The organism is Billgrantia sp. NRB1 (assembly GCF_056921725.1).
Genome location: NZ_CM167783.1, coordinates 1,406,045 through 1,429,863, shown reverse-complemented (window position 1 = coordinate 1,429,863; position 23,819 = coordinate 1,406,045). Strand labels below are relative to the sequence as shown.

The following is a 23,819-nucleotide window of genomic DNA, read 5'->3' as shown; positions in this document are numbered from 1 at the left end:
GAGAGGGAGAACCCCCCGCCGGCAGCTGTCGAAGTGTTGCTTGGCACTACCGCCGGCCAGGGGGGCCACGACGCGTCAGGACATCATGGGCAGCGGTCCAGCGCCGCCGGGAGATCGCAAGGAAGGGAAGCCGGTGAACACGGCCCGGTACCGAGCGGGAGCGCGGCGGCCAGTGACGCAGCGCTCGACGACGCGCCACACAGCGACAGCGGGCACGCATCAGTGCCGGCGCCAGGATGCAGACCTGGACGATCCGCTCGGTCAGCCTGAGTGTTTCGACCTGGCTCAGCCCCGCCGGCAGCAGACAGCCGACCAGCAGCCCCGCCAGCCACCAGCGAGAGCCCAGCCGGCGACGCGACGCCCCCGCGGTGGGCGAAGGCGTGGCAGAAGGCGCTTGGGCGGCGGCGGCAGGCATGCTGTAGACGATCTCCCGAGCGTGCTAGGCTCTTGCTGAAACACGGACAATCCGCGGCTGTCGGTGGTAGTGGCCTCGACACCAGGCTCTGCGGGCATCGAAACCGCCGGGCGGACGCCGGCCCGCCGCCCCGAGAATTAAGCTCATGAGTATAAAGGTTAAGCGCTCACGCGCACAGCCCATGTCGAGACTGCTCGGCGGCAGCGGCGAGCTGGCACCGCTGATGCGCACGGCCAGGGTGATCGATCGCGCCCAGCAGCACCTGCGCGAGCACCTGCCGGAAGAGGTTGGCGAGCACGTCTTCGTGGGCGGCTTTCGCCAGGGCAAGCTGACCCTGATCACCGACCGCGCCGTGTGGCTGACCTGGCTGCGCTACGAGCAGCCGCGCCTGCTCGAGCTGCTGCATCAGCTGCCGGAGCTGGCCGCGGTCAGCGGCTTCACCCTCAAGGTGCGCCCCGTGCGACCGGTCAAGGCACCGCCGCGCACGGTGCGCCAGCTTTCGGCCCCGGCCGGACGGGAACTGGAAGAGTGCGCCGCCGATACCGAGGACCCGCGGCTCAAGCGTGCCCTGGAGCGTCTGGCCGCCCATGCTCACCGGTCGGAGTAAGTGCATGGCCGGCTGGTTGAATCGCCACAGGCTGCTGATCAAAACGCTGGGCCGACTGGCGGCCGCCACTCTCCTGCTGACGCTTGCCGGCTGTACGAGCCGGGCCAGCCTGCAGTCCCCCGGCCCTGGCACGGCACATCCCTACCTCACCCCCTTCCACGTCATCGCCGAAGATGGCTACCGCCTGCCGCTGCGCCACTGGTCCGCCGACGGTGACCCGCGGGCGGTGGCCCTCGCGGTGCACGGCTTCAACGACCACGGCGGCAGCTTCAAGGTGCTGGCCAAGGCCCTGGCCCCCCATGGCATCCGCGTCTATGCCCACGACCAGCGCGGCTTCGGCACCACCGCACAGCGCCGGCTCTGGCCCGGCCACGAGCGACTGGTGCAGGATGTGGAGCTGCTCGTCGAGCTTCTGCAGGAGCGCTACCCGGACACCCCGCTCTACCTGATCGGCAAGAGCATGGGAGCCGCCGTGGTGATCCTGACGATGACCGGCGACACCCCGCCGTCGGTCGCCGGCAGTGTGCTGATCGCCCCGGCGACCTGGGGTCAGACCGCCATGCCCTGGTACCAGCGGCTCGGCCTGTGGCTGGGGGTACGGCTGTTCCCCTCGGTATCGTTCTCGGTTCAGACGGCACGTCAACTGGGCATCGAGCCCACCGACGATCCCGAGATCCGCCAAATGCTGGCCGAGGACCCGCTGATCCTGCGCCGGGCGCGCATGGACACCCTGCACGGGGTCACCGACACCATGGATCGGGCGCTACAGGCCGCGCCAAACCTGCCCGGGCCCGCGCTGATCCTCTACGGCGATGCGGACGAGGTCATCCCGCCGGAGGCCTTCTGCGCACTGCTCGAGCGGCTTCCCGACACCCAGTCCCCAGAGGAAAGGCCGCCCTGGCGCCTGACACTCTACCCCGGCGGCTACCATATGCTGACCCGCTACAGTGGACGGGAACAGGTCGAGGCGGACATCGCCGCCTGGCTGCAGGATCCTCACGCCGAGCTGCCCTCCGGGCACGAGACGCGCCGCGGCGCGGCCCAGGATGCACTCTGCCGGTAGGCACTGCGCGGCAGGATCACGACCGCGACCGGCGAGACTCCCCAGGACGGTTCTGGCCGCCGGTGACCACCCCCGGCAGGAAGAACCGCAGCGGATCGCGGCGAAACTCCTCCTTGACGCCGCTCAACAGGGTGGACGGCTCGACCCGGCAGCCCCGGGATCTCAGCGCCACCATCAGTGCCAGGGCAAAGCTCACCCACAGGTTGACGAAGCCGATCATCATCACGAACAGCAGCCCGACCAGAAAACACGCCCAGCCCTGGAAATCGCTGAAGCTGGCAAAGCCCAGGTTGGCCGATGAGAAGGCCACATGGCGAATGTCCAGCGGCAGGCCCAGCAGATAGCCCAGATACCCGGTCATGCCGAGCAGCACGCCGAACAGGAAGTTGCCGGCCAGGGCGCCGTAGTTATGGTGAAGATAGTGTGCCAACCGCGCCCGCCGGGCCGGCGACAGCCGCTGCAGGGCGGGATGTCCGACCAGCCGCCTCTCCAGTCGGATATGATCGGCCCGGTTATCGAAGAACCCCGCCATGATCCCAGAGCAGAATAGCCAGACGCCGGCGATGGCCGCATAGAACAGCGCCAGGCTATGGATCGGCGAAATCGCCCGGAGCTGGTAATCGATCTGCTCGCTTGCCAGCAGCGCCTGGCCGCTGACTGCCAGCGCCAGCGTCGTGATGACGAAAGCAGTGGCCAGCGCAGCCGCCACATTGCCCCAGACGGCCCCCCACTGGGAGCGATTCACGTCGCGCAGCAGCCTCGCCAGCTTGCGCTCCATGGCCTTGCCGTGTCGATTGCGCTCCACCTCGGCGGCAAAGCTGGCGGCGGTCATGGCAGGCTGCTTGGTGGCGATGGTGAAGTGCAACAGGTGCACCAGCACGAACCCCAGGCCGTAATTGAGGCTGACCAGCACGGCCTGGGGCAGCGGCGCCAGCCCCCAGGACTCGATGGTGATCTTGAGCAGCGCCATCACCGCGATGATCACGCCGGCACCGGCCGCGGAGACCACCAGCCGAAGGTAGCCTGTCAGGTCGCGGGAAATGTAGTGCTCGCCGTGGTCGCTCTTGTTCTGGGTCACGCTGCGCGACACCATCCGCGTGCTCTTCCTCCAGACGGCGCGAATGCTGCGCTTTTCGACCGTAGCCAGCAGCAACTCCTGCCAGAGCCGCAGCGCGGCCCTCGGTCCGGAGACCCGGTAGGGCGGACGACTCAGCACGATCAGCCGCTCGATGCGCTTGAGCGTATCCTCCAGCCGTTCGATCAGGTGGGAGGCATTGGCGGAAGAGCCCAGGCTTCCGGCACCGCGCCGCCGGAAACGCGCCACCTGCTCGTTGCACTGATCCAACATCACCCAGAGGTGGTCGATCCCGGCGTCGCCATCATCGCCGCGGAGGGTACCACCGCGCGCCTCCACGAAGGCGTGGACCTCCCGCTGCAGGGCAATCAGCGGGGAGTCGATGCGGGTCAGCCGCTCGTCGATGCGCATCAGCTCCGGGTCGAGCTCTTCCGCCGCCACCCAGATGGCCAGCATTTCCAGCGCATAGAGACACTCCTCCTCCAGGTGCAGACGGGCCTGTCGGCGGGTCTCGGGATCGAGGGCGTCCAGCAGCACTCGGCCCAGCCGCAGCCAGGCAATGGCGGGCAGGGCTTCGAGCCAGGGCTTGTCGTGGCGAGTCAGCAGGCTGGCGAGCAAATCGCTGGAATCCTCCCGATCCACGGGCGGTGGGTTCAGCCGATCGTAGAGCCGCGTGGTGATCTCACGCACCAGCCCCTCCCGCGAGAGAATCCCCAGCCGCACCAACGCCGGGTAGATCTCCAGCCGGGCAAAACGTCCGAAAATGCCTTCCGCTAGCCGACGGGCATGCTGCGGCTCGTCTTGCAGATAGCCCACCAGCGCCTCCATCCGCTCGGCGACACGCTCGGGGTTGCCGCTGCGCAGCCAGCGAAACAGGGCAGCCAGACAGGCCTCGAAACCTGCCCCTTCGGCAAGGCCGGCAAGGGCGTCTTCAGGGTGGGAAATGGCGGTCATGTGGGCGCGAGGTCCATGCTGAGTCGTCCCCCGCTGGGCCAACGGCCCGTGCGGGAATGAGATCGGGCGACCATAATGCCTCCCGGCCCAGGATGGGGCCAGCCACACCATAGAGAAAAAGCGGCGGGCAAAGCCCGCCGCAAACCGATCAGAACAGCACTGACCGAGAGAGATGCCTGGTCAATCAGAGCTCGAAGCCGCGACCGAAGTCCTCGCTGGAAAGCGCCATCAGCGACTCGGCGCCGGCTTCGATGGCCTGCTTGTGGGCGCGGGTGCGCGGCAGCAGGCGCTGGTAGAAGAAGCGCGCGGTGTTGAGTTTGGCGCGATAGAAGGCGGCATCGTCGCTGCCCTCTGCCAGGGTCGCCTGAGCCTGCCTGGCAGCCCGAGCGAACAGGTAGGCCAGGGTCACGTAGCCGGAGTACATGAGGTAGTCGACGCTGGCTGCCCCCACTTCCTCGCGGTCATTCATGGCTTTCATACCGACGCCCATGGTCAGCTCGCCCCACTCGGCGTTGAGCTTGGCCAGAGGCCGCACGAATTCGGCCAGTGCCGCGTTGCCCTCCTCCGCCTGACAGAACTTGTGGATCTCCTTGGTGAAGACCTTGAGGCTCTCGCCCTGGCTCATCAGCACCTTGCGGCCCAGCAGGTCGAGGGCCTGGATGCCGGTGGTACCCTCATAGAGGCGAGTGATGCGCGCATCGCGCACCAACTGCTCCATGCCCCACTCCTGGATGAAGCCGTGACCGCCGAAAACCTGCACGCCCTCGTTGGTCGCCTCGAAGCCCACCTCGGTGAGAAACGCCTTGACGATGGGCGTCAGCAGGCCCAGCAGGGTCTCGGCCTGCTCGCGCTCGGCGGCATCGGTACCGTGCTCGACGATATCGATCATCTGCGCCGTGTAGAGAACCAGCATCCGGCCGCCCTCGGCGAAGGCCTTCTGGGTCAGCAGCATGCGCCGCACGTCCGGATGGACGATGATCGGGTCGGCGGCCTTCTCGGGGGCCTTGGCGCCCGCCAGTGAACGCATCTGCAAGCGGTCGCGGGCGTAGGCCAGGGCGTTCTGGAAGCTCGCCTCGGTCAGGCCCAGGCCCTGGATACCGACGCCGATGCGGGCGGCGTTCATCATGGTGAACATGCAGGCCAGGCCCTTATTGGGCGCGCCCACCAGGAACCCCTTGGCGCCGTCGAAGTTCATGACGCAGGTAGCGTTACCGTGGATCCCCATCTTGTGCTCCAGCGACCCGCATACCACGCCGTTGCGCTCTCCCGGCTCGCCCTGCTCGGTGGGCAGATATTTCGGCACCACGAAGAGCGAAATGCCCTTGGAGCCCTCCGGTGCATCCGGCAGCTTGGCCAGCACCAGGTGGACGATATTCTCGGCCAGGTCGTGCTCGCCGGCGGAGATAAAGATCTTGGTGCCGGTGATGTCGTAGGCGCCATCATCGGTGGGCACGGCACGGGTCTTGATCAGGCCCAGGTCGGTACCGCAGTGAGGCTCGGTCAGGCACATGGTGCCGGTCCAGGTGCCCTCCACCAGCTTGGTCAGGTAGGTGGCCTGCTGCGCCTCGGTGCCGTGGTGCCGCAGGGCATCGGCAGCGCCATGGGAGAGCCCCGGATACATGCCCCAGGCCAGGTTCGTGGCGCACACCATCTCGTTGAGCACCATGGCAAGCGAGTGCGGCAGGCCCTGACCGCCATGGGCCGGGTCCGCGGCCAGGCTCGGCCAGCCGCCCTCCACGTACTGGGCATAGGCCGCCTTGAAGCCCTTGGGCGCCTTCACCTCGCCGCCCTCCAGCAGACAGCCCTCCTGATCGCCGCTCTGGTTCAGCGGCAGCAGCACCTCGCGGGCGAAGCGGGCGCCCTCCTCCAGAATAGCGGCCACCACATCCGGCGTGGCCTCTTCGCCGCCCGGCAGCCGGGCGTAGTGGGCCGGATAGTCCAGCAGCTCGTCCATGACGAAACGAAGATCGCGCAGGGGGGCCTGATAGTCGGGCATCTCGAACTCTCCAAATCCACGGCCGTGCCAAAGTTGGCACCGGCTTATAGGGACGCGAAGGCGGCGGCCGCCGCTTTCAAACATGTGTTTGAAATTAGCCGCCACCGCGCCGAGAGTCAAGCGTTCGTTTCAAAGCGAGACACTGGAAAGCCGCATCCGCGTCTCCACCCCATGAAAAAGGTTCTTCGCAGACTGGCGTGAACAGGCTATGTGGGAGGGAGCTTCAGCTCGCGAAGTAGCGCGCAGCGCTACCCATGGGGCGCCTGCGGCGCCTTCGCCCGGCAGAGCCGGCCTCCCACCATAAAACCTGCCAAACATGTTCACGCTAAAGTGCGATGAACCATGAAAAACACCCCCGCAGCATGGCCACGAGGGTGTTGTCTTCAAGCTTGGAGCTTATGCCTTAAAGCTCCCGGCGACGCCGGGTCATTGCATCCGAATACCGCCGTCGAGGCGGATCGTCTCGCCGTTGAGCATGGCATTGATGATGATCTGCTCGGCCAGGCGAGCGAACTCGTCGGGCTTGCCTAGCCGCTTGGGGAAGGGCACCGAGGCGGCCAGCGCCGCGGCGGCTTCATCGGGGATCTCGCTCATCATCGGCGTCTCGAACACGCCCGGGGCGATGGCCATGACGCGGATGCCGTGGCGCGAGAGTTCACGCGCCGCCGGCAGGCTCATGCCCACCACCCCGGCCTTGGAGGCGCTGTAGGCGCACTGTCCTACCTGGCCGTCGAAGGCGGCCACCGAGGCGGTGTTGATGATCACCCCGCGCTCGCCGTCCTCGCCCGGGGCATTCTTGGCCATGGCGGCGGCGGCCAGGCGCATGACGTTGAAGGTGCCCACCAGGTTGATGCTGACGGTGCGCGCGTAGGCATCCAGGTCCGCCGGATTGCCCTCGCGATCGACCAGCTTGGCCACGCTGACGATGCCCGCACAATGCACCACGCCGGCCAGGCCCCTGTCCCCGCTCAGCGCCTGCGCGGCGTCGACGGCGGCCTGCATATCGTCGGCCGAGGTGACATCCCCCCGGGACGCCCGAGCCGCCTCGCCGAGGCGCTCGGCATGGGCGTCCACCGCATCGCTGAGATCGCACAGCACCACGCGGCCACCGCCGGCGACGATGCGATCGGCAGTGGCCGCCCCCAGCCCGGAGGCGGCACCGGTGATCAGAAACGTATTGTCCTTCAGTTGCATCTAGCCTGTCTCCACAGTGTTCATTTGGCGGCTTCCGTCTCGGCCTTCTCGCTGGCATCGGCGCGCAGCTTGAAGCGCTGGATCTTGCCGCTGGGTGTCTTGGGCAGCGTCTCGACGAACTCTATCACCCGCGGAAAGGCGTGGGTGGAGAGCCGTTCGCGCACCTGCTGACGAATCTCGTCGGCCAGCGCATCGCTGGCCTCGAAACCCTCGCGCAGCACGATATAGGACTTGATGATCTCACCGCGGATCTCATCGGGCTGCCCCACGGCGGCGGACTCGGCCACGGCCGGATGGGTCAGCACGCTGTTCTCCACGTCGGTGGGCCCGACCCGGTAGCCGGCGGTGGTGATGATGTCGTCGTCACGGCCGGCGAACTGGAAGGTGCCGTCCTCGTTGCGAATTACCACGTCGCCGGTCAGGTAGTAGCCGTTGGCGAAGGGGTGCTTCTCCTGCCAAGTGTAGCCGGCGAAGAAGTGCGCCGGGGAGTTCTCGATGTCGACCGCCAGCACGCCGGGCTCGCCCGGGGGCAGCTCATGGTACTCGGCGTCGAGGATCGCCAGCCGGTAGCCCGGCATCGGCACGCCCATGGCGCCGACGTGCTTGGGGTGCGCCAGCGCATGGTGGTTGCAGCAGGTCATGCCGGTCTCGGTCTGGCCGTAGTGGTCCATCACCTGGCAGCCCAGCGAGCGCTCCACCCAGCTGACCACTTCGGTATTGAGCGGCTCGCCGGCGGAGCTCGCCACCCGCAGTTCGAGGGTCTCATGGGCGCTGTCGAACAGCCCCGAGGCTTTCATCAGCCGGTAAGCGGTGGGCGCGGCGGCGAAGTTGGTGATGCGATGGCGCTTCATGAAGGCCATGGCCCCCTCGGCGCTGAAACCGGCCTCGCAGAAGTGCGTGGTCACGCCCAGCAGCAGGGGCCCGGCGATGGCGTAATAGAGGCCGTAGGCCCAGCCGGGGTCGGCCATGTTCCAGAAACGATCGCTCTCGCGCAGGTCGATGGCCAGCTCCATGTAGATGGCGAAGGCCGGCATGCCGGAAAGCGGCACCGCCACGCCCTTGGGCTTGCCCACGGTGCCGGACGTGAACATCTGCAGGAAGGGAGCCTCCGGCGACAGACGCGGCGGCTTGCCGGTCATGGCCGCATGTCCCAGGGCCTCGGCCCAGTCCAGATCATCGCCGTGCTCGGCATCGGGGCCCCCCACCGCTAGCACCGGCGGGCACTGGGAGAGGCCGTCGAACTTGAAGCGGTTGGCGTGATCGGTGATCACCAGCTTGGTGTCGGCACGTCCCAGTCGGTAGTCGACGGCATCCGGCCCGAAGGCGGTGAACAGCGGCTGATAGACCGCACCGATTCGCCAGGTGGCCAGCACCGCCACCAGCAGCTGGGGCGAGCGCGGCAGCATGCAGGCGATGCGATCCCCCACGCCCAGGCCGCGGGACTGAAACCAGCCGGCAAGCCGGGCGCTTTCGGCGTCCAGCTCAGCATAGGTCAGGGTGTTGACGTTGCCCTGGAGATCCTCATGCACCAGCGCCTGGACATCGCCGCGGCCGGCCCGCAGGTGGGTGCCGCAGCAGGACTCGTAGGCATTGAAGCTGCCGTCCTGATGATCGTCGAGGCGAGCGATCACCTGGTCGACGGAAAAGCCTTCGAGATAGGTCGCGTAGTCGGGAAGCGTCGCTTGCGTGCTCATGAACTGCCCTCTCTGCCTGTTTGTGCTTGTTGTGAGTGGTTCACCGTAGCCGACCGGCGCCGCTCAAGGGTCACTCGCGGCGCGATCGTTCTGATCTGGCTTAGTAGCAGTTGACGTAAGCGTCAACCTAACAAGCGCTAGGTACAAGCTAGAAGCAAAGCCGGCCGGGGGCAACCCCCGCACCGGCTTTCATAGGCTATACCTTGGTAGACTGCGCGGCGTCGGAGGTGGCAGGCGCCATCATGGCGATGAGTTCACGGGCCAGGTCCTCGGGCTTGCGCGGGCCCTCGGGGTCGTACCAGCGTACGGTCCAGTTGAGCGCCCCCATCACGAAGCGCGAGACCAGAAAGCGGTCGCCGCGGATCAGGTCGGCCTCCAGCGCCTCATCGATGACCTGCTCCCATAGCGCTTCGTAGGCGTCACGCAGGTGGCTCAGGTGGTCGCGGGCCTCGGCATCCAGGCGCCGCCATTCGTAGAGCGCCACCACATGGGCGTTGCGGTCGGTGAGCAGGGTCTCCAGATGGGCCCGCGCCATGGCGTGCAGCCGTGCCTCCGCAGAATCCGCACAGCTCTCCAGCGCCTGGCGGGCGATGCTCAAGGCGTTCTGGGTGCCCTCCTCGATCACCGCGGCGAGAATCTCTTGCTTGTCGCGGAAATGATGAAAGAGACTGCCGGACTTGATACCCATCTCCTGGGCGAGCATGCGCACCGTTGTCCGATCGAAGCCCTCCTGCACGAACAACTGGGCGGCCAGGCGGGTCAATTCCTTACGGCGGGGGGACTCGTTAACGACATTCATCGGGTTTACACTAGCGCTTGCTTGGTTGATCTTGAGAGAAACACAGCCCCGTCGACAGGTCAACGCAAGGTGCGCCGAGGCCGCCCTGTCACCCTTGGGAGTCAGAACCGGCCGGGCCGGGCCACAATCACAATAGCAGGGCGGCCATCCGCCACCCACTCAATGTCCTACCGGGAGATCACGTAATGAGCAGCCCCAACGATATCGTCTTTCTGTCCGCTACACGCACGCCCATGGGCGGTATGCTGGGCAGTCTCTCCAGCCTGACCGCGCCGGAACTGGCCGCCGTGGCCATCCGCGCCGCCATCGAACGCGCCGGCATCGAGGCCTCGGCCATCGACGAAGGCATCATGGGCTGCGTGCTGCCCGGCGGCGTCAAGCAAGGCCCGGCTCGCCAGGCAATGCGTCAGGCCGGCATTCCCGACGGCATCGGCGCTACCACCATCAACAAGCTGTGCGGCTCGGGCATGAAGGCCACCATGCTGGCCCACGACCTGATCCGCGCCGGCAGCGGCGAGGTGATGCTGGCCGGCGGCATGGAGTCCATGTCCAACGCGCCCCATGTGCTGACCAAGGCCCGGACGGGGTATCGCCTCGGCCACGGCGAGCTCAAAGACCACATGTTCCTCGACGGTCTGGAGGACGCCGAGACCGGCAAGCTGATGGGGGTATTCGCCCAGGACGTCGCCGGCCAGCGCGACTACAGCCGGGAGCGCCTCGACGACTTCGCCATCGCCTCGCTGGAGCGCGCCATGGCGGCCACCAACGACGGCCACCTCCAGGCCGAGATGGCGCCAGTCACCGTGACCAGCCGCAAGGGCGAAACGGTGGTCGAGCATGACGAGCAGCCCTTCCAGGCCAATCTCGAGAAGATCCGTTCGCTGCGCCCCGCCTTCGCCAAGGAGGGCACCATCACCGCCGCCAACTCGAGCTCGATTTCCGACGGTGCCTCGGCGCTGATCCTGGCCAGCCAAGGCGCGGCAGACCGCCTGGGCGCCAAGCCCCTGGCGCGCATGCTGGGGCACAGCACCCACTCCCAGCACCCCAGCGAGTTCACCATCGCGCCGGTGGGGGCCATCGACAAGCTGCTGAAAAAACTCGACTGGAGCGTCGCCGACGTCGACCTGTTCGAGATCAACGAGGCCTTCGCGGTGGTTACCCTGCTGGCCATGGACGGGCTCGACATCCCCCACGACAAGGTCAACGTCTACGGCGGCGCCTGCGCCCAGGGCCACCCCATCGGCTCCACCGGCTCGCGGATCATCGCCACCCTGATCCACGCCCTGCGCTCCAAGGGCGGCAAGCGCGGCATCGCCAGCCTGTGCATTGGTGGCGGCGAAGCCACCGCGGTGGCGGTCGAGCTGATCGACTGAGCGGGCCGGGCGATGGACACCTTCACCCTCGACACCCCGGCGGGCGGCGTTTTCGCCGCCCGCTGGCGGCCCGACACCGACACCCTTGCCGGCAGCCCCATCGTGCTGATGCACGATTCGCTGGGCTGCGTGGCCCTGTGGCGAGACTTTCCGGCGCGGCTGGCCAAGGCCGCAGGCCGCGAGGTGATCGCCTACGACCGTCTCGGCTACGGGCGCTCGGCGCCCTTCCCGGGGCCACAGCCGCACAGCTTTATCGCCGACGAGGCCACGGGCACCTTTGCCACCGTTCGCGACCAGCTGGCGTTGGCGCGTTTCGTGCTGCTCGGCCATAGCGTGGGCGGCAGCATGGCCGCCTATGCGGCCGGCCTGCACCGTGACGGCTGCGAGGCGCTGATCACCGTGGCGGCTCAGGCCTTCACCGAACCCCGAACCCTGGCCGGGATTGGCGAGGCGGAACAGGCCTTGGTGGCACCGGGTAGCCTGTCGCGCCTGGCCAAATATCATGGGGACAAGGCTGAGTGGGCGCTGCGCAGCTGGGTCGACAACTGGCACTCCGAGGCCTTCGCCGATTGGACGCTGGATGCCGCCTTGGCGCGGGTCACCTGCCCCACCCTGGCGATCCACGGCGAACAGGATGAGTACGGGTCCCTGGACCAGCCCCGGCGCATCGCCGAATTGACGCCCGGCCCGCGGGAACCGCACATCCTGCCCTGCGGCCATGTGCCCCACCGGGAGTGCCCCGAGCGGCTCGCCATACTGGTGGCCGAGTTTCTCATCCAAGCCTGATCAGCGTTGCGGCGCAAGCAGCCGGTCCAGGCGAAGCCGCTCCCGGGAGTCGAACAGCCGCCGGCTGCCCGCGGCCACCGCGGCCAGGGTCCCGAAGCCGGTGCCCAGAGTGATCGCGAACATGATCAGGATCTGATACTTCACCGCTAGCCCCGGGGCGGTGCCGGCCAGTATCTGGCCGGTCATCATGCCCGGCAGACTCACTACCCCGGCGGCGGCCATGGCGTTGATCATCGGCATCAGGCCACTGCGCATCGCCTCGCGGCGAATGTCGCCGATCGCCTGATGCCAGGGCTGCCCCAGCATCAGGCGATTCTCGATCACCGCCCGCTGGCGCCAGGCGCTGTCGGTCAGCCGATCCAGCGCCAGGGCGACCCCGGTCATGGTATTGCCGAGCAGCATGCCCAGCAGGGGGATGGCGTACTGGGGGAGATACCAGGGCTCGGGACCGATGATCACCGTCAGGGTCAGGACGGTGACGGTGAAGGAGGACAGAAACATCGCCAGGGTGCCGATGCCGAAGGCCCAGCCGCCGCGCAGGCGCCGCTTCTGGCGGGCCATCACCTCGCGTCCGGCGATCAGCAGCATGGCCAGCGCCATCAGCACCACCCACAGCAGCCGCTCTGCGGCGAACAGCGCCTCGAGCACCAGGCCGATCAGCGCCAGTTGAATCACCGTGCGGGCCGCGGCGATCAACAGGCTTTGCGTCATGCCAAGCCGTGCCCAGGCCGTGCAGCCGGCCAGCGCCACCACCAGCAACGCAGCGGCGGCCAGCTGCCACCAGCCGAGTTCGATCACGTCCATGCGGCGGTGCCCTCCGTCAGTCGACCCTGCTCGATGCGACAGTGGCGATCCGCCACGCGCCGAATCTGCGCCATGTCGTGGGCCACCCACAGCACCGGCCAGCCGCGCTGGCGAACCCACTGGCGGAGCCAGGCCTCGACCCGTCGCGCCGTGGCGTCGTCCAGGTTCGCCGTGGGCTCATCGAGCAACAGCGCCGCCGGCTCTCGGGTGATGGCCCGCAGCAGCGCCAGACGCTGCTTCTCGCCGGAGGAGAGCCGGGCCACCGACCAGTCGAGCACGGTGCGCTCGAACCCCAGCGCCGCGAGATCGGCCGTCTCGGGATCGTACAGGTGCTCACCCACGCGCTCCGCCCACCAGTGGCTCTCCGCCGGCACCAGCATGACCTGCGCTCGCCACGCATGAGCCAAGGTAGCCGACTGGGCCGCTCCGCCCAGCCACACCTCGCCACCGTGCGGCTCCAGATCGGCCACGGCACGCAGCAGCCGGCTCTTGCCGCAGCCGCTCACCCCGGAAAGGCAGACAATCTCGCCCGGGGCAATGACCAGATTCACCGGCGCCACATCACCGATGGCCAGGCCCTCGAGTCGCAGGGTATCAGTAACGGACACGGGGTCTCCTCATAACCGATCGAACAACCACATGATAACCGGCCTAGGCGATGGCGACCCTAGGCGGTTCCCCGTATCATATATGGAGATTCATATATTCGACTGACGTCCCGATACCAGCCGTTGCGATACAAGGAGTGCTGCATGACCGCACACCAGGATACCCCGGCCCCCAGCACCACCGAGGGCATGGGCTTTTTCGAACGCTTTCTCTCCGTATGGGTGGCGCTGGCCATCGTCGCCGGGGTGCTGCTCGGCCAGTTCGCCCCGGCGGTGCCGGAAGCTCTTTCGCGCTTCGAGGTCGCCCAGGTGTCGATTCCGGTGGCGATCCTGATCTGGGCGATGATCTTTCCGATGATGGCGCAGATCGACTTCGCCGCCGTGCTCGGCGTGCGCCGCCAGCCCAAGGGGCTGGTCATCACCACCTCGGTGAACTGGCTAATCAAGCCCTTCACCATGTTCGCCATCGCCTGGCTGTTCCTGATGGTGCTGTTCCGCCCCTTCATTCCCGAGGAGCTGGCCAGCCAATACCTGGCCGGTGCCATCCTGCTCGGCGCCGCCCCCTGCACCGCCATGGTCTTCGTCTGGAGCTACCTGACCCGGGGCGACGCCGCCTACACCCTGGTGCAGGTGTCGCTCAACGACCTGATCATGCTGTTCGCCTTCGCCCCCATCGTGGTCTTCCTGCTCGGCATCTCGAACATTCAGGTGCCCTGGGACACGGTCGCGCTGTCGGTCTTTCTCTATATCGTGATTCCGCTGGCCGCCGGCTATCTGACCCGACGCGCCCTGATCGCCCGCCGCGGCGCCGAGTGGTACGACAATGTCTTTATGAAGCGTATCGGCCCGGTGACGCCGATCGGGCTGATCGTGACCCTGGTGCTGCTGTTCGCCTTCCAGGGTGACGTGATACTGGCCAACCCACTGCACATCGTGCTGATTGCCATCCCGCTGATCATCCAGACGGTGCTGATCTTCTTCATCGCCTACGGCTGGGCCAAGGCGTGGAAGGTGCCCCATAGCGTCGCCGCCCCCGGGGCGATGATCGGCGCCAGCAACTTCTTCGAGCTGGCCGTGGCCGCCGCCATCGCCCTGTTCGGGCTGCAGTCCGGCGCGGCGCTGGCCACGGTGGTGGGGGTGCTGGTGGAGGTGCCACTGATGCTGGCCCTGGTGCGCATCGCCAACAAGACCCGGCACCACTTCCCCGAGGCCGCGGCCCAGGCCCCCGCCGAGGCCAGGGGCTAACCCATGGCGAGGGAGCATCCCGAGCAGGCCGCTGCCCTAGGCGCCGAAGGCCTCGCTGAGTGACCCCTGATAGCGCCAGCCCTCCGGCACCCGCAGCTCATGACTCTGGCTACCGGCGAGGCGGCAAATCGCCACGCCGGGCGGCGTGCCGCCGATGCCGATATTCGCCGTCTCAAAGGTCAGCCAGTCGCAAGGGGTGATAAGGCCGCGCTTCTGGTCCGCGAAGGCGATGTCCTCGACATTGCCTTCCCAGTCGAAACGCAAGCCCAGCGCCACCAGGCGCTCTACCAACCACCGCACCTCGGCCGGATCGAACAGGCTAATGCTGACCAGCTCATCGTCGGAGCAGACGCCCTGGGCGGGCAGGCTGGCGCTCAGCGCCTCCCAGCCACCCGGGATTCGCGCTTCCACCGCCGCCGCGCGGACGATCACCGCCGTGGCTTCTACCAGTACCGCCATGCATCTCTCCCCCACGGAGCGGATGGCCATCTCGACGTGTCTCGCCGCCAGACAGCCCCAGTATTGATCCAAAGCAAGTTTTATCGCTTGTCGGGCATCTATTCGACTAAAGATCGTGGCAGCGGCTCCGTCTCTTTGCCAGGCTTCCCTCTAGACATATGGCAATGCACATATAACCATAACAATGATAGCGGACGAATTACCATGCCGCACCGTGACACCTACTCCGATCCTACGCCTAGGCCTCTCACGCCTATGGGGGTCCCACTTGGCTGGGTCGCCACGCGATGCCTGCAGGCGCCGCCGCATCCCTTGGCCTGCACCCGCTGCGTCGACGCCTGTCCAGTCGAGGCTCTCGCCTTTCAAGAAGATAGCCAAGGTGGCACTGCCCTGCTGGCCAGCGACGCCTGCCATGGCTGTGGACAGTGCATCCCGGCCTGCCCCAGCGAAGCCCTAGTCAGCGCCGAGGTCGACGCCCTCCTGTCAGGTCAGGCGGAAGGTGAGCCGCTGCAGCTGGGCTGTCACCGTGCCCAGGATGCCTCCGACTTGGTCCGCCTGCACTGCCTGCGCACCCTGGGCCCCGACCTACTGGCCTGGCTAGCAGCACAGGCAATGCCCAAGGCGGTCACTCTTACCCTGCCCGAGGGCTGCCGAGACTGCACCGCCGCCCCCGAACAGGGCTTCGACCCCTGGCGCCGCGAGGCCGAAACGCGGGCAACGATCAGCGAGGAGCCTGCCGACAAAGATTTCCGGGCCGCACGCCCAGCGGTGAGCCGTCGCGAGCTGCTGCGCGGCCGGCCTGCACCGCGACTGCCGGCCATTCCCGCCGATGATGCGGCTCCCGGGGCGCGACGACCAGAGCGACTGCGGACCGCCTCCGAGAGGCTAGGCACCCAGGGGCTGACACCGCCACTGCCGGGGCTCAGCCTGGATCTCGATGCCTGCCGAGCGCACGGTGTCTGTGCCCGGGTCTGCCCCACCAAGGCCCTGCAGGCGTTACGGGAAGGCGAGCTTGTCTTCGACCCCAGGGCCTGTCTCGACTGCGGCCACTGCCTGAGCACCTGCCCCGAGCAGGCGCTGAGCATGAGCCATGCGCCTGCCCCAGTCACCGTTACCCTGCGCCACGCACAGACACTGGCGTGCTTCGAGTGCCGGCGACCCTTTTCCGCGAGCCGCGACGCCATGGCGTCGGACACCCCGGTCTGCCCCGCCTGCCGTCGGGAGCAGGCCCTGCTCCAGGAGAGTTTTCATGACCTGTTTGGCTGAACTCGGCCGAATCCGGCTGGCGGGTCGGCACGGCAGCGCGCGCTGACCTCATTTTCGACCACTTCAACACGCCCCAAGAGTAGAAGAACAACGCAGTCACCACCCGAAAGCGTAGCGACCCGAGAACAAGACGTGCATCCCGAGGGAGACTCCATGAAACTGTTTCAGTCATTGATCAATCGGCGCCGATTCCTGCAGTCGACCGCGGCAGTGGGTGCCTCGGCCGGCGCCGTGACGGCAGGCATCACCGGGCTGACCGGGCTCACCCCCGTCAAGGAGGCCCGCGCCCAGGCCCCTCGCGGCGAGACAACGATCACCAAGAACATTTGCGCCCAGTGCCCGGCGCGCTGCGGCATCGATGTCTATACCACCGACGGCCGGGTGCATGCGATCTACGGCGACACCGGCAACCCCATCGCCAACGGCAAGCTCTGCCCCAAGGGACACCTGGGCAGCTACTTTCTCTACGACCCGGACCGCTTCAAGGGACCCATGAAGCGCACCAACCCCAATAAGGGGCGCGATGAGGATCCCGGCTTCGTGCCGATCTCCTGGGACGAGGCGCTGGATATGGTCGCCGAGCGGCTCAACGGGCTGCGCGAACGGGGGGAATCCCATCGCTTCGCGCACTTCTACGGGCGCGGCTGGGGGGCCTCCGATGCCGGCCTCTACGGCGACTTCGGCAGGCTCTACGGCACGCCCAACTCGGCCATCGGCCACGCCTCCATGTGTGCCGAGGGCTCCAAGCGGGCCAAGCGCGCCACCGACGGCAACGACTCCTACAACTCCTACGACTACCGCCATACCAACTACCTGCTGATCATGGGCGCGAGCTTCCTCGAGGCCTTCCGCCCCTACAACAACGTGATGCAGATGTGGGGGCATATGCGCAGCAAGAGTCCCAAGACCCGCGTCACCTGTGTCGACGTGCGCATGAACCCCACCATGGCGGCCGCCGATCGGGCGCTCTACATCAAGCCGGGCACCGACGGCGCCTTCGCCCTGGCGGTGGCCCATGTGATCCTCACCGAGGGGCTGTGGGACAAGGAGTTCGTCGGTGACTTCTACCAGGCCTCGCGCCGCTTCATCAGCGGCGAGACGATTCCCGAGGATTCCTTCGAGGAGAACTGGGTCCATGGCCTGACCGAGTGGTGGAACCAGGAGCTCAAGGACCGCACCCCCGAGTGGGCCGAGGACATCACCAGCATCCCCGCCCGTCACATTCGCCAGACCGCCATCGAGTTCGGTTCGACCCGCCCCGCCGTGGCGCTGTTCGAACGCGGTCCTACCGGCCATACCAACGGCACCTACAACGGCATGGCCATTCACGCCCTCAATGCCCTGGTCGGTTCTCTGTTCGCCAAGGGCGGGCTCGGCTACCAGATGGGCGTGCCCTACGGCGACCTGCCGGTGAGCGCCGACGACTATCTCGACGACTATGCCCGCAACGGCGCCTGGCGAGATCAGCCGCGCATCGACATGGCCCGCACCGAGCGCTGGCCGATGACCAGCCACATGATGCAGGAGACGGGCCCCAATCATCTGGCGGGCGCCCCCTACACGCTCGACACCGCCATGTTCTTCTACACCAATCCGATCTGGACGGCACCGGATCCCAAGGTGTGGGAAGAAGCCTTCAAGGATCTGTTCATCATCGACACCTCGCCGTTTCCCGGCGAGACCGCCATGTACGCCGACCTGATCCTGCCGGATTCGACCTACCTGGAGCGGCTCCAGGACTCGCCCACCTACCCCTTCGAGGGCTGGCCGATGACCGCCCTGCGCGTGCCGGCGGTGGACCCGATCTACGACACCCGCCACTTCGGTGACATCCTGATCGGCATCGGCAAGCGCCTCAACGGCCCGGCGGGGGAGTACTACCGGGCACTCGACAGCGTCGAGAACGTGCTGCGCCACCGCGCCGCCGGCTTCGCGCAGAATCCCGGCGACAACGGCGTCAACGACTTCGAGAGCTGGAAGGAGAAAGGCGTCTGGTACAAAAAGCCCTATCACTGGCGGCTGCACCGCGGGCGCTTCTATGAGTGGGACGGTCTCGATTACAGCCTGCAGATGAGTCCCGAGGAGGTGAAGGCCAAGCTGCTCCGGACGCCTTCCGGAAAGTTCGAGTTCAAGTCTGGCTTCCTGGAAGAACACGCCGCCTACATCGAGCGGGAAATGGGCATTCCCCGCGATCGCGCGGGCCTGATCCAGTGGGTCGAGCCGCAGCACAGCGGCGGCGACGGCGACCTCTATTTCGTGACGCCCAAGACTCCGCTGCACGCCGAGGGGCGCGGCGCCAATATCCCTCACAACATCGCCATCCACCAGCCCATCGTCGGCGGCCGCGACACCGTCTATCTGGAGGTGCACCCGCGCACGGCCCGCGAGCGCGGCATCCGCAACGGCGATCGGGTCAGGATCACCTCGGACCTGGGCATCATCGAGGCGGAGTGTCGCTTCGTGGCGGCCCACCGCCCCGACACCCTGGTGCTGCCCTTCGAGTTCGGGCACTGGGCCCAGGGCCGCTGGGCCGCCGGTCGCGGCCCAGGGCACTCCGGCGAGGTGACGGCCAATGTGTCCGATCCGATTTCGGGGCTCGCCAGCTACTACACCGGCAAGGTCAGACTCGAGCGCGCCTGATCCACGGACACAGAACTCTTGAGGAGTCATCACCATGGCAAAATGGGGAATGGTCATCGACCTGGACAAGTGCACCGGCTGTCAGGCCTGCACCACGGCCTGTTCGATGGAAAACAACACCCTGCCGGGCGAAAGCTGGCAGGACGTGCTCTTCTACCACGAGGGCGAATATCCCAGCGCCCAGATGAAGTGGCTGCCGCGGCCCTGCATGCAGTGCGAAAACCCCTCCTGCGTGCACGTCTGCCCGACCCGGGCCACCTACAAGGACCCGGATGCCGGCGGCATCGTCTTCGTCGACTGGAACAAGTGCATCGGCTGCAAATACTGCATGATCGCCTGCCCGTACGGCGTGCGCTTCTACGCCGACGAGAAGCCGCTGATCGAGCCGGACGTCCGTGAGGCCTTCCCCGGCGAGAATGGCCAGCTGTGGAGCCCGCCCTACCAGAGCCCCGAGGAGGACTGGCGGCGCGGTATCGGCATCCAGCCCAAGGGCGTGGTCTCCAAGTGCACCTTCTGCTACCACAAGGTCCGCCATGCCCCCGAGGGGGTGGCCGACCTGGACGAGGACAACCCCGAGCTCAAGGAGTACGTGCCGGCCTGCGTGCGCACCTGTGCCCCCAAGGCGCGCTACTTCGGCGATCTGGACAATCCCGAGAGCCAGGTCAACCAGCTGATCGGTGACAAGCGCGGGGTGCGTCTCAAGGACCATACCGGCAATCGTCCCCAGGTCTACTATCTCGGTGCCGGCGCCGGCGTGCCCGCCTTTACCCCCGCTGACAGGGAGAATGACGCATGAGTGCCTCCATCCAACCCAATGCGCTGCAGGGCAAGCTGGGCTCGCTGCTGCTGCTGGCTGCCTCGCTGGTGTTCCTGGTCAGCCTCGGCTACGGCGTGGCACAGCTGGCAACCCAGGGCCACACCTCCTTCAACACCAGTTCCACCCTGCCCTGGGGCCAGCCCATCGCCACCTATCTCTATTTCGCCCTGGCGTCATCGGGGCTGGGGCTGATCGCCTCGCTGCCGCTGGTCTTCGGCTTCAAGCAGTACTACCCCATCGCCAAGCGCTGCATCTTCCTGGCCTTCATCGTGCTGATCTCGGGGATGGCGGTCCTGGCCCTGGAGCTTGGCAACGTCTTCCGCATGCTGTGGGCCATCCCGCTCAACCTGCAGGTGCAGTCGGCAATGTTCTGGATGGGGGTCTTCTATGCCCTGGACCTGCTGTTTCTGCTGTGGAAGTTCAGCAAGCTGCAGAACGGTGAATGGGACAGCAAGACCAGCAAGCAGGTGGGTATCGCGTCGTTCATCGGCGTGCTGCTGGCCAGCGGCAACCTGGCGCTGATCTTCGGCATGATGAGCATGCGCCCCTTCTGGTTCGATGCCCTGCTGCCGATCTACTTCTACTTCACCGGCGTAACCAGCGGCGTGGCCGCCCTGGTGTTCTTCGTCTACCTGGCCTATGGCTTCCAGCGCGAGCGCATGCCCGCTGCACTGCAGTCGCTGCTCACCGGCGCCCTGCCCAAGCTGTTCGCCGCGCTGATCGGCGGTACGCTGCTGTTTATCGCCGCCCGCGCCATCACCGGGCTGTACAGCAACAACCCGGAAATCAGCCTGGTGTGGTCCGACTACCTGTTCGCCTCGCCGCTGTATAACCTCTCGCTAATCGTCGGCCTGCTGGTGCCCTTCGCCCTGATGCTGAGCGCACAGTGGCGCAGCCGCATGGATATCCAGGTGCTGGTCGCTTGTCTGGTCTTCCTGGGGCTGTTTGCCGAGCGCTTCTACTTCGTGGTGGGCGGCCAGGTGGTGCCGCTCTTCCAGGGCACCTGGGTGCCCAACCTGATCCGCTATACGCCCTCTGCCACCGAGTGGGCGCTGAGCATTGCCGGCTGGTCGCTGTTCTTCGTGCTCTACCTGCTGGGCGAGAAGTTCCTCGACCTGGGCGACATGCCCCGGCAGCTGGCCGACTCACCGACGGCCGCCCCCCAGCCGGCCGGAACCTGATGCCATCGCCAGCTGCCAAGGCCTCACGGCCCGCCCCCAGGGGCGGGCCACTTCCAGGGAGTGACCATGAACCGAGACATCGACCCCTTGGCCTCGGCGGAGCTCTATCTCTGCCTGTCGCAGGCCTTCCTGACCCCGATCAACGGTGTCACCCTGAGGGCGCTGCGCGAGGGTCTGCTGCCCGACCTCGAAGAGCTCGCCGAACGGCTGCCGGCGATCGACGCCGAGTGGCTGGCCGCATTTCGCAGCACCCTCGAGGGCGTTCCCTCCTCCGAGCGACTGCTGGTCGGCTACAGCCGGCTGTTTCTGACGCCGCCGGCACCGGCACCGCTGAACCTGGGCGGCTATCTGGACGGCGGCCTCATGGGCCAAGGCAGCCGGCGGATCGAGGCCCTCTATTATCGCCACCGGCTAGGTCGGGACGCCGGCTTCCACGACCTGCCCGACCACCTGGCCCTCAACCTGCAGTGGTTCGCCTGGGTGCTGAGCCGCTGGGAGCAGGAGCGCTCAGCGCCGTCCACCGATGCCGCGATAGCGGTTACCTGCCTGGCCGATCTGCTACATATGGCCGCCGACATCACCCTGCCCGCCGTCGTCCAGATGCACCAGAAACTTACCGGCATGGCCGATGGGGCCCCGGCCGAACAGCGCCTCTGGCACCTGCTGGTGCAGCTGACCCGCCGGCAGCTGCAGCGGGATCTCGCCGAGTGGGCACCACTCGCCCGGGAATCGAATGCCTCATCGCCGCCACTGTTTCACGAGGCGCACCACCAGTCAGCGCCAGAGGCCCCGACCGTCCAGGCGAACGACCGCACCTACGGCAGGACAAACCTCACATCGACACCGCTGGCCTGCCGAGTCTGCGGGACCCCTTTCACACCGGACGCCACCCTGACGGAAATGCGGCAGCGGCTGGAGACCGCCGGGCTCGACGCCGCTCACCTGGCGGTATGTCCGCCTTGCAGCGAGGTGGACACCTCTCGACACGCCGTGTCGGGAGCGGCGATCACACCGCCAGCCGCAAGGCAACCGGCACGAGGGAGGGAGGGATGAAGATTCATGATCTATGCGAGGTTATCGCCGACTACCGCCTGACCGACGCCGAAGGCGAGCGGATCGCCGAATCGACGCCCGCTAACCCGCTGCACTACGTGCACGGAACCGGGCAGATGCTCCCGGCACTGGAGACACGGCTGATGGGCCGCCAGGAGGGCGACACGCTGACGGTGACCCTGACGCCGGAAGCGGCCTACGGCCCCCACCGTCCCGAACTGGTCTTCGAGGCGGTACGCGAGAACCTGCCGCCGGGCCAGGCACTGCGCGTCGGCATGATCCTGACGCCGGGCGGCCAGCGGGGAAAATTCTCACTCAAGGTGGTGGGCCTCACCGAGCGCGGCGCCATGCTGGATGGCAACCATCCGCTGGCCGGCAAGACAGTCACCTGGCAGCTGCACATCCGCAGCGTTCAAAAGCCACCTGCTGCGACCCAGGCCGGGCTTGATTACCAGCCGATTCGCTGGGTGGAAGCGGAGTAGCAGCCGTTCGAGAGAGAGTCGGTCAGCACATCGCCAGGCGGCGCTCGGGACGGTTGCCCATGCGCGACAGGCGCCGCTGCAGCTCGCCAAGCGGCCTGTCCTGGCCCCGATCGGCGGCAGTCAGCACCTCGAGCACCCAGGCCGGCAGATCGTCCGCCAGGCGATAGTAGACCCACTGGCCGTCGCGGCGGTCACTAAGCAGCCCGCAGGTGCGCAGCTGGGCCAGGTGCCGCGACACCTTGGGCTGCGACGCCTCCAGCGCATGGGTCATTTCACAGACGCACAGCTCTGCCTCACGCTGAATCAGCAGAATCAGCGTGAGGCGAGTCTCGTCGCCCAAGCATTTGAAGAAACGAGCAGGTTCCAGCGTCAAGCGAGCCCCCGGGACAGGCAGCGGAATGTCATGACGATTCTACGGCAAGCAGACGCCACCGCCCAGCGAAGGCGCCTCCCCGGCTCAGCCGTAGCGGCCGGTGATGTAGTCCTCGGTCTGCTTCTTCTCGGGCTCGGTGAAGATCGTGTTGGTCTCACCGAACTCCACCAGATCCCCCAGGTACATGAAGGCCGTGTAGTCGGAGACCCGGGCCGCCTGCTGCATGTTGTGGGTGACGATCAGGATGGTGTACTGCGTCTTGAGCTCGTTGATCAGCTCTTCGATCTTCAGCGTCGAGATGGGGTCCAGCGCCGAGGCGGGCTCATCGAGCAGGATCACCTCGGGCTCGATGGCGATGGCCCGGGCGATCACCAGGCGCTGCTGCTGGCCGCCGGACATGCCGAAGGCGTTGTCGTTCAAGCGATCCTTGACTTCATCCCAGAGGGCGGCGCCGCGCAGCGAGCGCTCCACCACCTCGTCGAGCACCGCCTTGTTGTTGACCCCCTGCAGGCGCAGGCCATAGGCCACGTTCTCGTAGATCGACTTGGGGAAGGGGTTGGGCTTCTGGAACACCATGCCCACCTTGCGACGCAGCTCCGCCACGTCGACGCCGCGGGCGTAGATGTCCTCGCCGTCCAGCAGAATCTGCCCCTCGATGCGGCAGATATCCACCAGGTCGTTCATGCGATTGAAGCAGCGCAGCAGCGTCGACTTGCCGCAGCCTGAGGGGCCGATGAAAGCGGTGACCTGGTGACGCGGGATATCCAGGCTGATGTTCTTGAGCGCCTGGTCCTTGCCGTAGAAGAGGCTCAGGTCGCGCACCTGGAAGGTCAGGTCCTGCATGCCTGTCGGCCGGGCATGGCCGGCAACGGGGCGGGGCGCAGTGGTCATGGAGGTCATGGTCTCGTTCCTGGTGTTCCGGTAAGCGGCGGCCA

22 protein-coding genes are annotated in these 23,819 nt (G+C 66.9%); 11 read left to right on the top strand and 11 right to left on the bottom strand.

All coding sequences use genetic code 11. The features are described 5' to 3' along the window. Window positions 1-46: 46 nt before the first annotated feature. The gene (locus ACZIYR_RS06480; protein ID WP_483528624.1) at window positions 47-415 is read right to left on the bottom strand and encodes a hypothetical protein; all 369 of its coding nucleotides are present in this window, start codon (window positions 413-415) and stop codon (window positions 47-49) included. Window positions 416-596: 181 nt separating this feature from the next. Between ACZIYR_RS06480 and ACZIYR_RS06475 the strand changes: the two genes are divergently transcribed. Continuing rightward, the gene (locus ACZIYR_RS06475; RefSeq protein WP_483528623.1) at window positions 597-1,022 is read left to right on the top strand and encodes a DUF721 domain-containing protein; all 426 of its coding nucleotides are present in this window, start codon (window positions 597-599) and stop codon (window positions 1,020-1,022) included. A gap of 4 nt (window positions 1,023-1,026) precedes the next feature. Then, the gene (locus tag ACZIYR_RS06470; RefSeq protein ID WP_483528622.1) at window positions 1,027-2,085 is read left to right on the top strand and encodes a lysophospholipase; all 1,059 of its coding nucleotides are present in this window, start codon (window positions 1,027-1,029) and stop codon (window positions 2,083-2,085) included. A gap of 16 nt (window positions 2,086-2,101) precedes the next feature. Here ACZIYR_RS06470 and ACZIYR_RS06465 read toward each other — a convergent pair whose 3' ends face one another. The 5 genes from ACZIYR_RS06465 to ACZIYR_RS06445 form a co-directional block, all read right to left on the bottom strand. Then, window positions 2,102-4,114 carry a recombinase gene (locus ACZIYR_RS06465; protein ID WP_483528621.1) on the bottom strand — a complete coding sequence of 671 codons (2,013 nt, stop codon included), beginning with the start codon at window positions 4,112-4,114 and terminating at the stop codon, window positions 2,102-2,104. 184 nt (window positions 4,115-4,298) lie between these two features. Next, on the bottom strand, window positions 4,299-6,110 hold the full coding sequence (locus ACZIYR_RS06460; RefSeq protein WP_483528620.1) for an acyl-CoA dehydrogenase C-terminal domain-containing protein: 1,812 nt from the start codon (window positions 6,108-6,110) through the stop codon (window positions 4,299-4,301). A 426-nt stretch (window positions 6,111-6,536) separates the two neighbouring features. Further along, complete coding sequence (locus ACZIYR_RS06455; protein ID WP_473032938.1) at window positions 6,537-7,304, bottom strand: SDR family NAD(P)-dependent oxidoreductase; 768 nt, start codon at window positions 7,302-7,304, stop codon at window positions 6,537-6,539. 20 nt (window positions 7,305-7,324) lie between these two features. After that, window positions 7,325-8,998 carry an AMP-binding protein gene (locus ACZIYR_RS06450; RefSeq protein WP_483528619.1) on the bottom strand — a complete coding sequence of 558 codons (1,674 nt, stop codon included), beginning with the start codon at window positions 8,996-8,998 and terminating at the stop codon, window positions 7,325-7,327. A 196-nt stretch (window positions 8,999-9,194) separates the two neighbouring features. Beyond that, window positions 9,195-9,797: a TetR/AcrR family transcriptional regulator gene (locus ACZIYR_RS06445; protein WP_483528618.1), complete on the bottom strand. Its 603-nt coding sequence runs from the start codon at window positions 9,795-9,797 to the stop codon at window positions 9,195-9,197. 185 nt (window positions 9,798-9,982) lie between these two features. Between ACZIYR_RS06445 and ACZIYR_RS06440 the strand changes: the two genes are divergently transcribed. Together ACZIYR_RS06440 and ACZIYR_RS06435 are read left to right on the top strand one after the other, a co-directional pair. Further along, the gene (locus ACZIYR_RS06440; RefSeq protein ID WP_483528617.1) at window positions 9,983-11,170 is read left to right on the top strand and encodes an acetyl-CoA C-acyltransferase; all 1,188 of its coding nucleotides are present in this window, start codon (window positions 9,983-9,985) and stop codon (window positions 11,168-11,170) included. 12 nt (window positions 11,171-11,182) lie between these two features. After that, window positions 11,183-11,956 carry an alpha/beta fold hydrolase gene (locus ACZIYR_RS06435; protein WP_473032935.1) on the top strand — a complete coding sequence of 258 codons (774 nt, stop codon included), beginning with the start codon at window positions 11,183-11,185 and terminating at the stop codon, window positions 11,954-11,956. On the opposite strand, the gene ACZIYR_RS06430 is transcribed toward ACZIYR_RS06435, so the two are convergent. Beyond that, entirely contained in the window at window positions 11,957-12,760 is an 804-nt protein-coding gene (locus ACZIYR_RS06430; protein ID WP_473032933.1) for an ABC transporter permease, read from the bottom strand. Next, window positions 12,751-13,368, bottom strand: coding sequence for an ABC transporter ATP-binding protein (locus ACZIYR_RS06425; RefSeq protein ID WP_483528616.1), 618 nt, complete (start codon window positions 13,366-13,368; stop codon window positions 12,751-12,753). The genes ACZIYR_RS06430 and ACZIYR_RS06425 overlap by 10 nt, the downstream gene beginning before the upstream one ends. A 144-nt stretch (window positions 13,369-13,512) precedes the next feature. Here ACZIYR_RS06425 and arsB point away from each other — a divergent pair, with 144 nt between their 5' ends. Beyond that, complete coding sequence (gene arsB / locus ACZIYR_RS06420) at window positions 13,513-14,613, top strand: ACR3 family arsenite efflux transporter (RefSeq protein WP_483528615.1); 1,101 nt, start codon at window positions 13,513-13,515, stop codon at window positions 14,611-14,613. A gap of 36 nt (window positions 14,614-14,649) precedes the next feature. On the opposite strand, the gene ACZIYR_RS06415 is transcribed toward arsB, so the two are convergent. Continuing rightward, window positions 14,650-15,072, bottom strand: coding sequence for a hypothetical protein (locus ACZIYR_RS06415; RefSeq protein WP_483528614.1), 423 nt, complete (start codon window positions 15,070-15,072; stop codon window positions 14,650-14,652). Window positions 15,073-15,327: 255 nt separating this feature from the next. Between ACZIYR_RS06415 and ACZIYR_RS06410 the strand changes: the two genes are divergently transcribed. The 6 genes from ACZIYR_RS06410 (at window position 15,328) to ACZIYR_RS06385 (ending at window position 22,511) form a co-directional block, all read left to right on the top strand. Further along, on the top strand, window positions 15,328-16,338 hold the full coding sequence (locus ACZIYR_RS06410; protein ID WP_483528613.1) for a 4Fe-4S dicluster domain-containing protein: 1,011 nt from the start codon (window positions 15,328-15,330) through the stop codon (window positions 16,336-16,338). Between the two features lie 153 nt (window positions 16,339-16,491). After that, window positions 16,492-18,978, top strand: a complete 2,487-nt coding sequence (locus ACZIYR_RS06405) for a molybdopterin-dependent oxidoreductase (RefSeq protein ID WP_483528612.1) — start codon at window positions 16,492-16,494, stop codon at window positions 18,976-18,978. A gap of 34 nt (window positions 18,979-19,012) precedes the next feature. Beyond that, entirely contained in the window at window positions 19,013-19,774 is a 762-nt protein-coding gene (locus ACZIYR_RS06400) for a 4Fe-4S dicluster domain-containing protein (protein WP_483528611.1), read from the top strand. After that, entirely contained in the window at window positions 19,771-20,976 is a 1,206-nt protein-coding gene (gene nrfD, locus ACZIYR_RS06395; RefSeq protein WP_483528610.1) for an NrfD/PsrC family molybdoenzyme membrane anchor subunit, read from the top strand. Before ACZIYR_RS06400 ends, nrfD begins: the two co-directional genes overlap by 4 nt. A gap of 66 nt (window positions 20,977-21,042) precedes the next feature. Further along, window positions 21,043-22,029: a molecular chaperone TorD family protein gene (locus ACZIYR_RS06390; protein WP_483528609.1), complete on the top strand. Its 987-nt coding sequence runs from the start codon at window positions 21,043-21,045 to the stop codon at window positions 22,027-22,029. Further along, window positions 22,026-22,511: an FKBP-type peptidyl-prolyl cis-trans isomerase gene (locus ACZIYR_RS06385; protein ID WP_483528608.1), complete on the top strand. Its 486-nt coding sequence runs from the start codon at window positions 22,026-22,028 to the stop codon at window positions 22,509-22,511. The genes ACZIYR_RS06390 and ACZIYR_RS06385 overlap by 4 nt, the downstream gene beginning before the upstream one ends. Before the next feature lie 22 nt (window positions 22,512-22,533). Here ACZIYR_RS06385 and ACZIYR_RS06380 read toward each other — a convergent pair whose 3' ends face one another. Continuing rightward, a complete protein-coding gene (locus tag ACZIYR_RS06380; RefSeq protein ID WP_483529053.1) occupies window positions 22,534-22,878 on the bottom strand; it encodes a metalloregulator ArsR/SmtB family transcription factor in 345 nt (114 codons plus the stop codon). 90 nt (window positions 22,879-22,968) lie between these two features. After that, window positions 22,969-23,784: a phosphate ABC transporter ATP-binding protein PstB gene (pstB, locus tag ACZIYR_RS06375; protein WP_473032920.1), complete on the bottom strand. Its 816-nt coding sequence runs from the start codon at window positions 23,782-23,784 to the stop codon at window positions 22,969-22,971. Window positions 23,785-23,819: the final 35 nt, after the last annotated feature.

Bases quoted from the DNA above. Each gene is read 5' to 3' on its own strand.
- ACZIYR_RS06480 (WP_483528624.1), bottom strand. From the start codon at position 415: ATGCCTGCCGCCGCCGCCCAAGCGCCTTCTGCCACGCCTTCGCCCACC.
- ACZIYR_RS06475 (WP_483528623.1), top strand. From the start codon at position 597: ATGTCGAGACTGCTCGGCGGCAGCGGCGAGCTGGCACCGCTGATGCGC.
- ACZIYR_RS06470 (WP_483528622.1), top strand. From the start codon at position 1,027: ATGGCCGGCTGGTTGAATCGCCACAGGCTGCTGATCAAAACGCTGGGC.
- ACZIYR_RS06465 (WP_483528621.1), bottom strand. From the start codon at position 4,114: ATGACCGCCATTTCCCACCCTGAAGACGCCCTTGCCGGCCTTGCCGAA.
- ACZIYR_RS06460 (WP_483528620.1), bottom strand. From the start codon at position 6,110: ATGCCCGACTATCAGGCCCCCCTGCGCGATCTTCGTTTCGTCATGGAC.
- ACZIYR_RS06455 (WP_473032938.1), bottom strand. From the start codon at position 7,304: ATGCAACTGAAGGACAATACGTTTCTGATCACCGGTGCCGCCTCCGGG.
- ACZIYR_RS06450 (WP_483528619.1), bottom strand. From the start codon at position 8,998: ATGAGCACGCAAGCGACGCTTCCCGACTACGCGACCTATCTCGAAGGC.
- ACZIYR_RS06445 (WP_483528618.1), bottom strand. From the start codon at position 9,797: ATGAATGTCGTTAACGAGTCCCCCCGCCGTAAGGAATTGACCCGCCTG.
- ACZIYR_RS06440 (WP_483528617.1), top strand. From the start codon at position 9,983: ATGAGCAGCCCCAACGATATCGTCTTTCTGTCCGCTACACGCACGCCC.
- ACZIYR_RS06435 (WP_473032935.1), top strand. From the start codon at position 11,183: ATGGACACCTTCACCCTCGACACCCCGGCGGGCGGCGTTTTCGCCGCC.
- ACZIYR_RS06430 (WP_473032933.1), bottom strand. From the start codon at position 12,760: ATGGACGTGATCGAACTCGGCTGGTGGCAGCTGGCCGCCGCTGCGTTG.
- arsB (WP_483528615.1), top strand. From the start codon at position 13,513: ATGACCGCACACCAGGATACCCCGGCCCCCAGCACCACCGAGGGCATG.
- ACZIYR_RS06415 (WP_483528614.1), bottom strand. From the start codon at position 15,072: ATGGCGGTACTGGTAGAAGCCACGGCGGTGATCGTCCGCGCGGCGGCG.
- ACZIYR_RS06410 (WP_483528613.1), top strand. From the start codon at position 15,328: ATGGGGGTCCCACTTGGCTGGGTCGCCACGCGATGCCTGCAGGCGCCG.
- ACZIYR_RS06405 (WP_483528612.1), top strand. From the start codon at position 16,492: ATGAAACTGTTTCAGTCATTGATCAATCGGCGCCGATTCCTGCAGTCG.
- ACZIYR_RS06400 (WP_483528611.1), top strand. From the start codon at position 19,013: ATGGCAAAATGGGGAATGGTCATCGACCTGGACAAGTGCACCGGCTGT.
- nrfD (WP_483528610.1), top strand. From the start codon at position 19,771: ATGAGTGCCTCCATCCAACCCAATGCGCTGCAGGGCAAGCTGGGCTCG.
- ACZIYR_RS06390 (WP_483528609.1), top strand. From the start codon at position 21,043: ATGAACCGAGACATCGACCCCTTGGCCTCGGCGGAGCTCTATCTCTGC.
- ACZIYR_RS06385 (WP_483528608.1), top strand. From the start codon at position 22,026: ATGAAGATTCATGATCTATGCGAGGTTATCGCCGACTACCGCCTGACC.
- pstB (WP_473032920.1), bottom strand. From the start codon at position 23,784: ATGACCTCCATGACCACTGCGCCCCGCCCCGTTGCCGGCCATGCCCGG.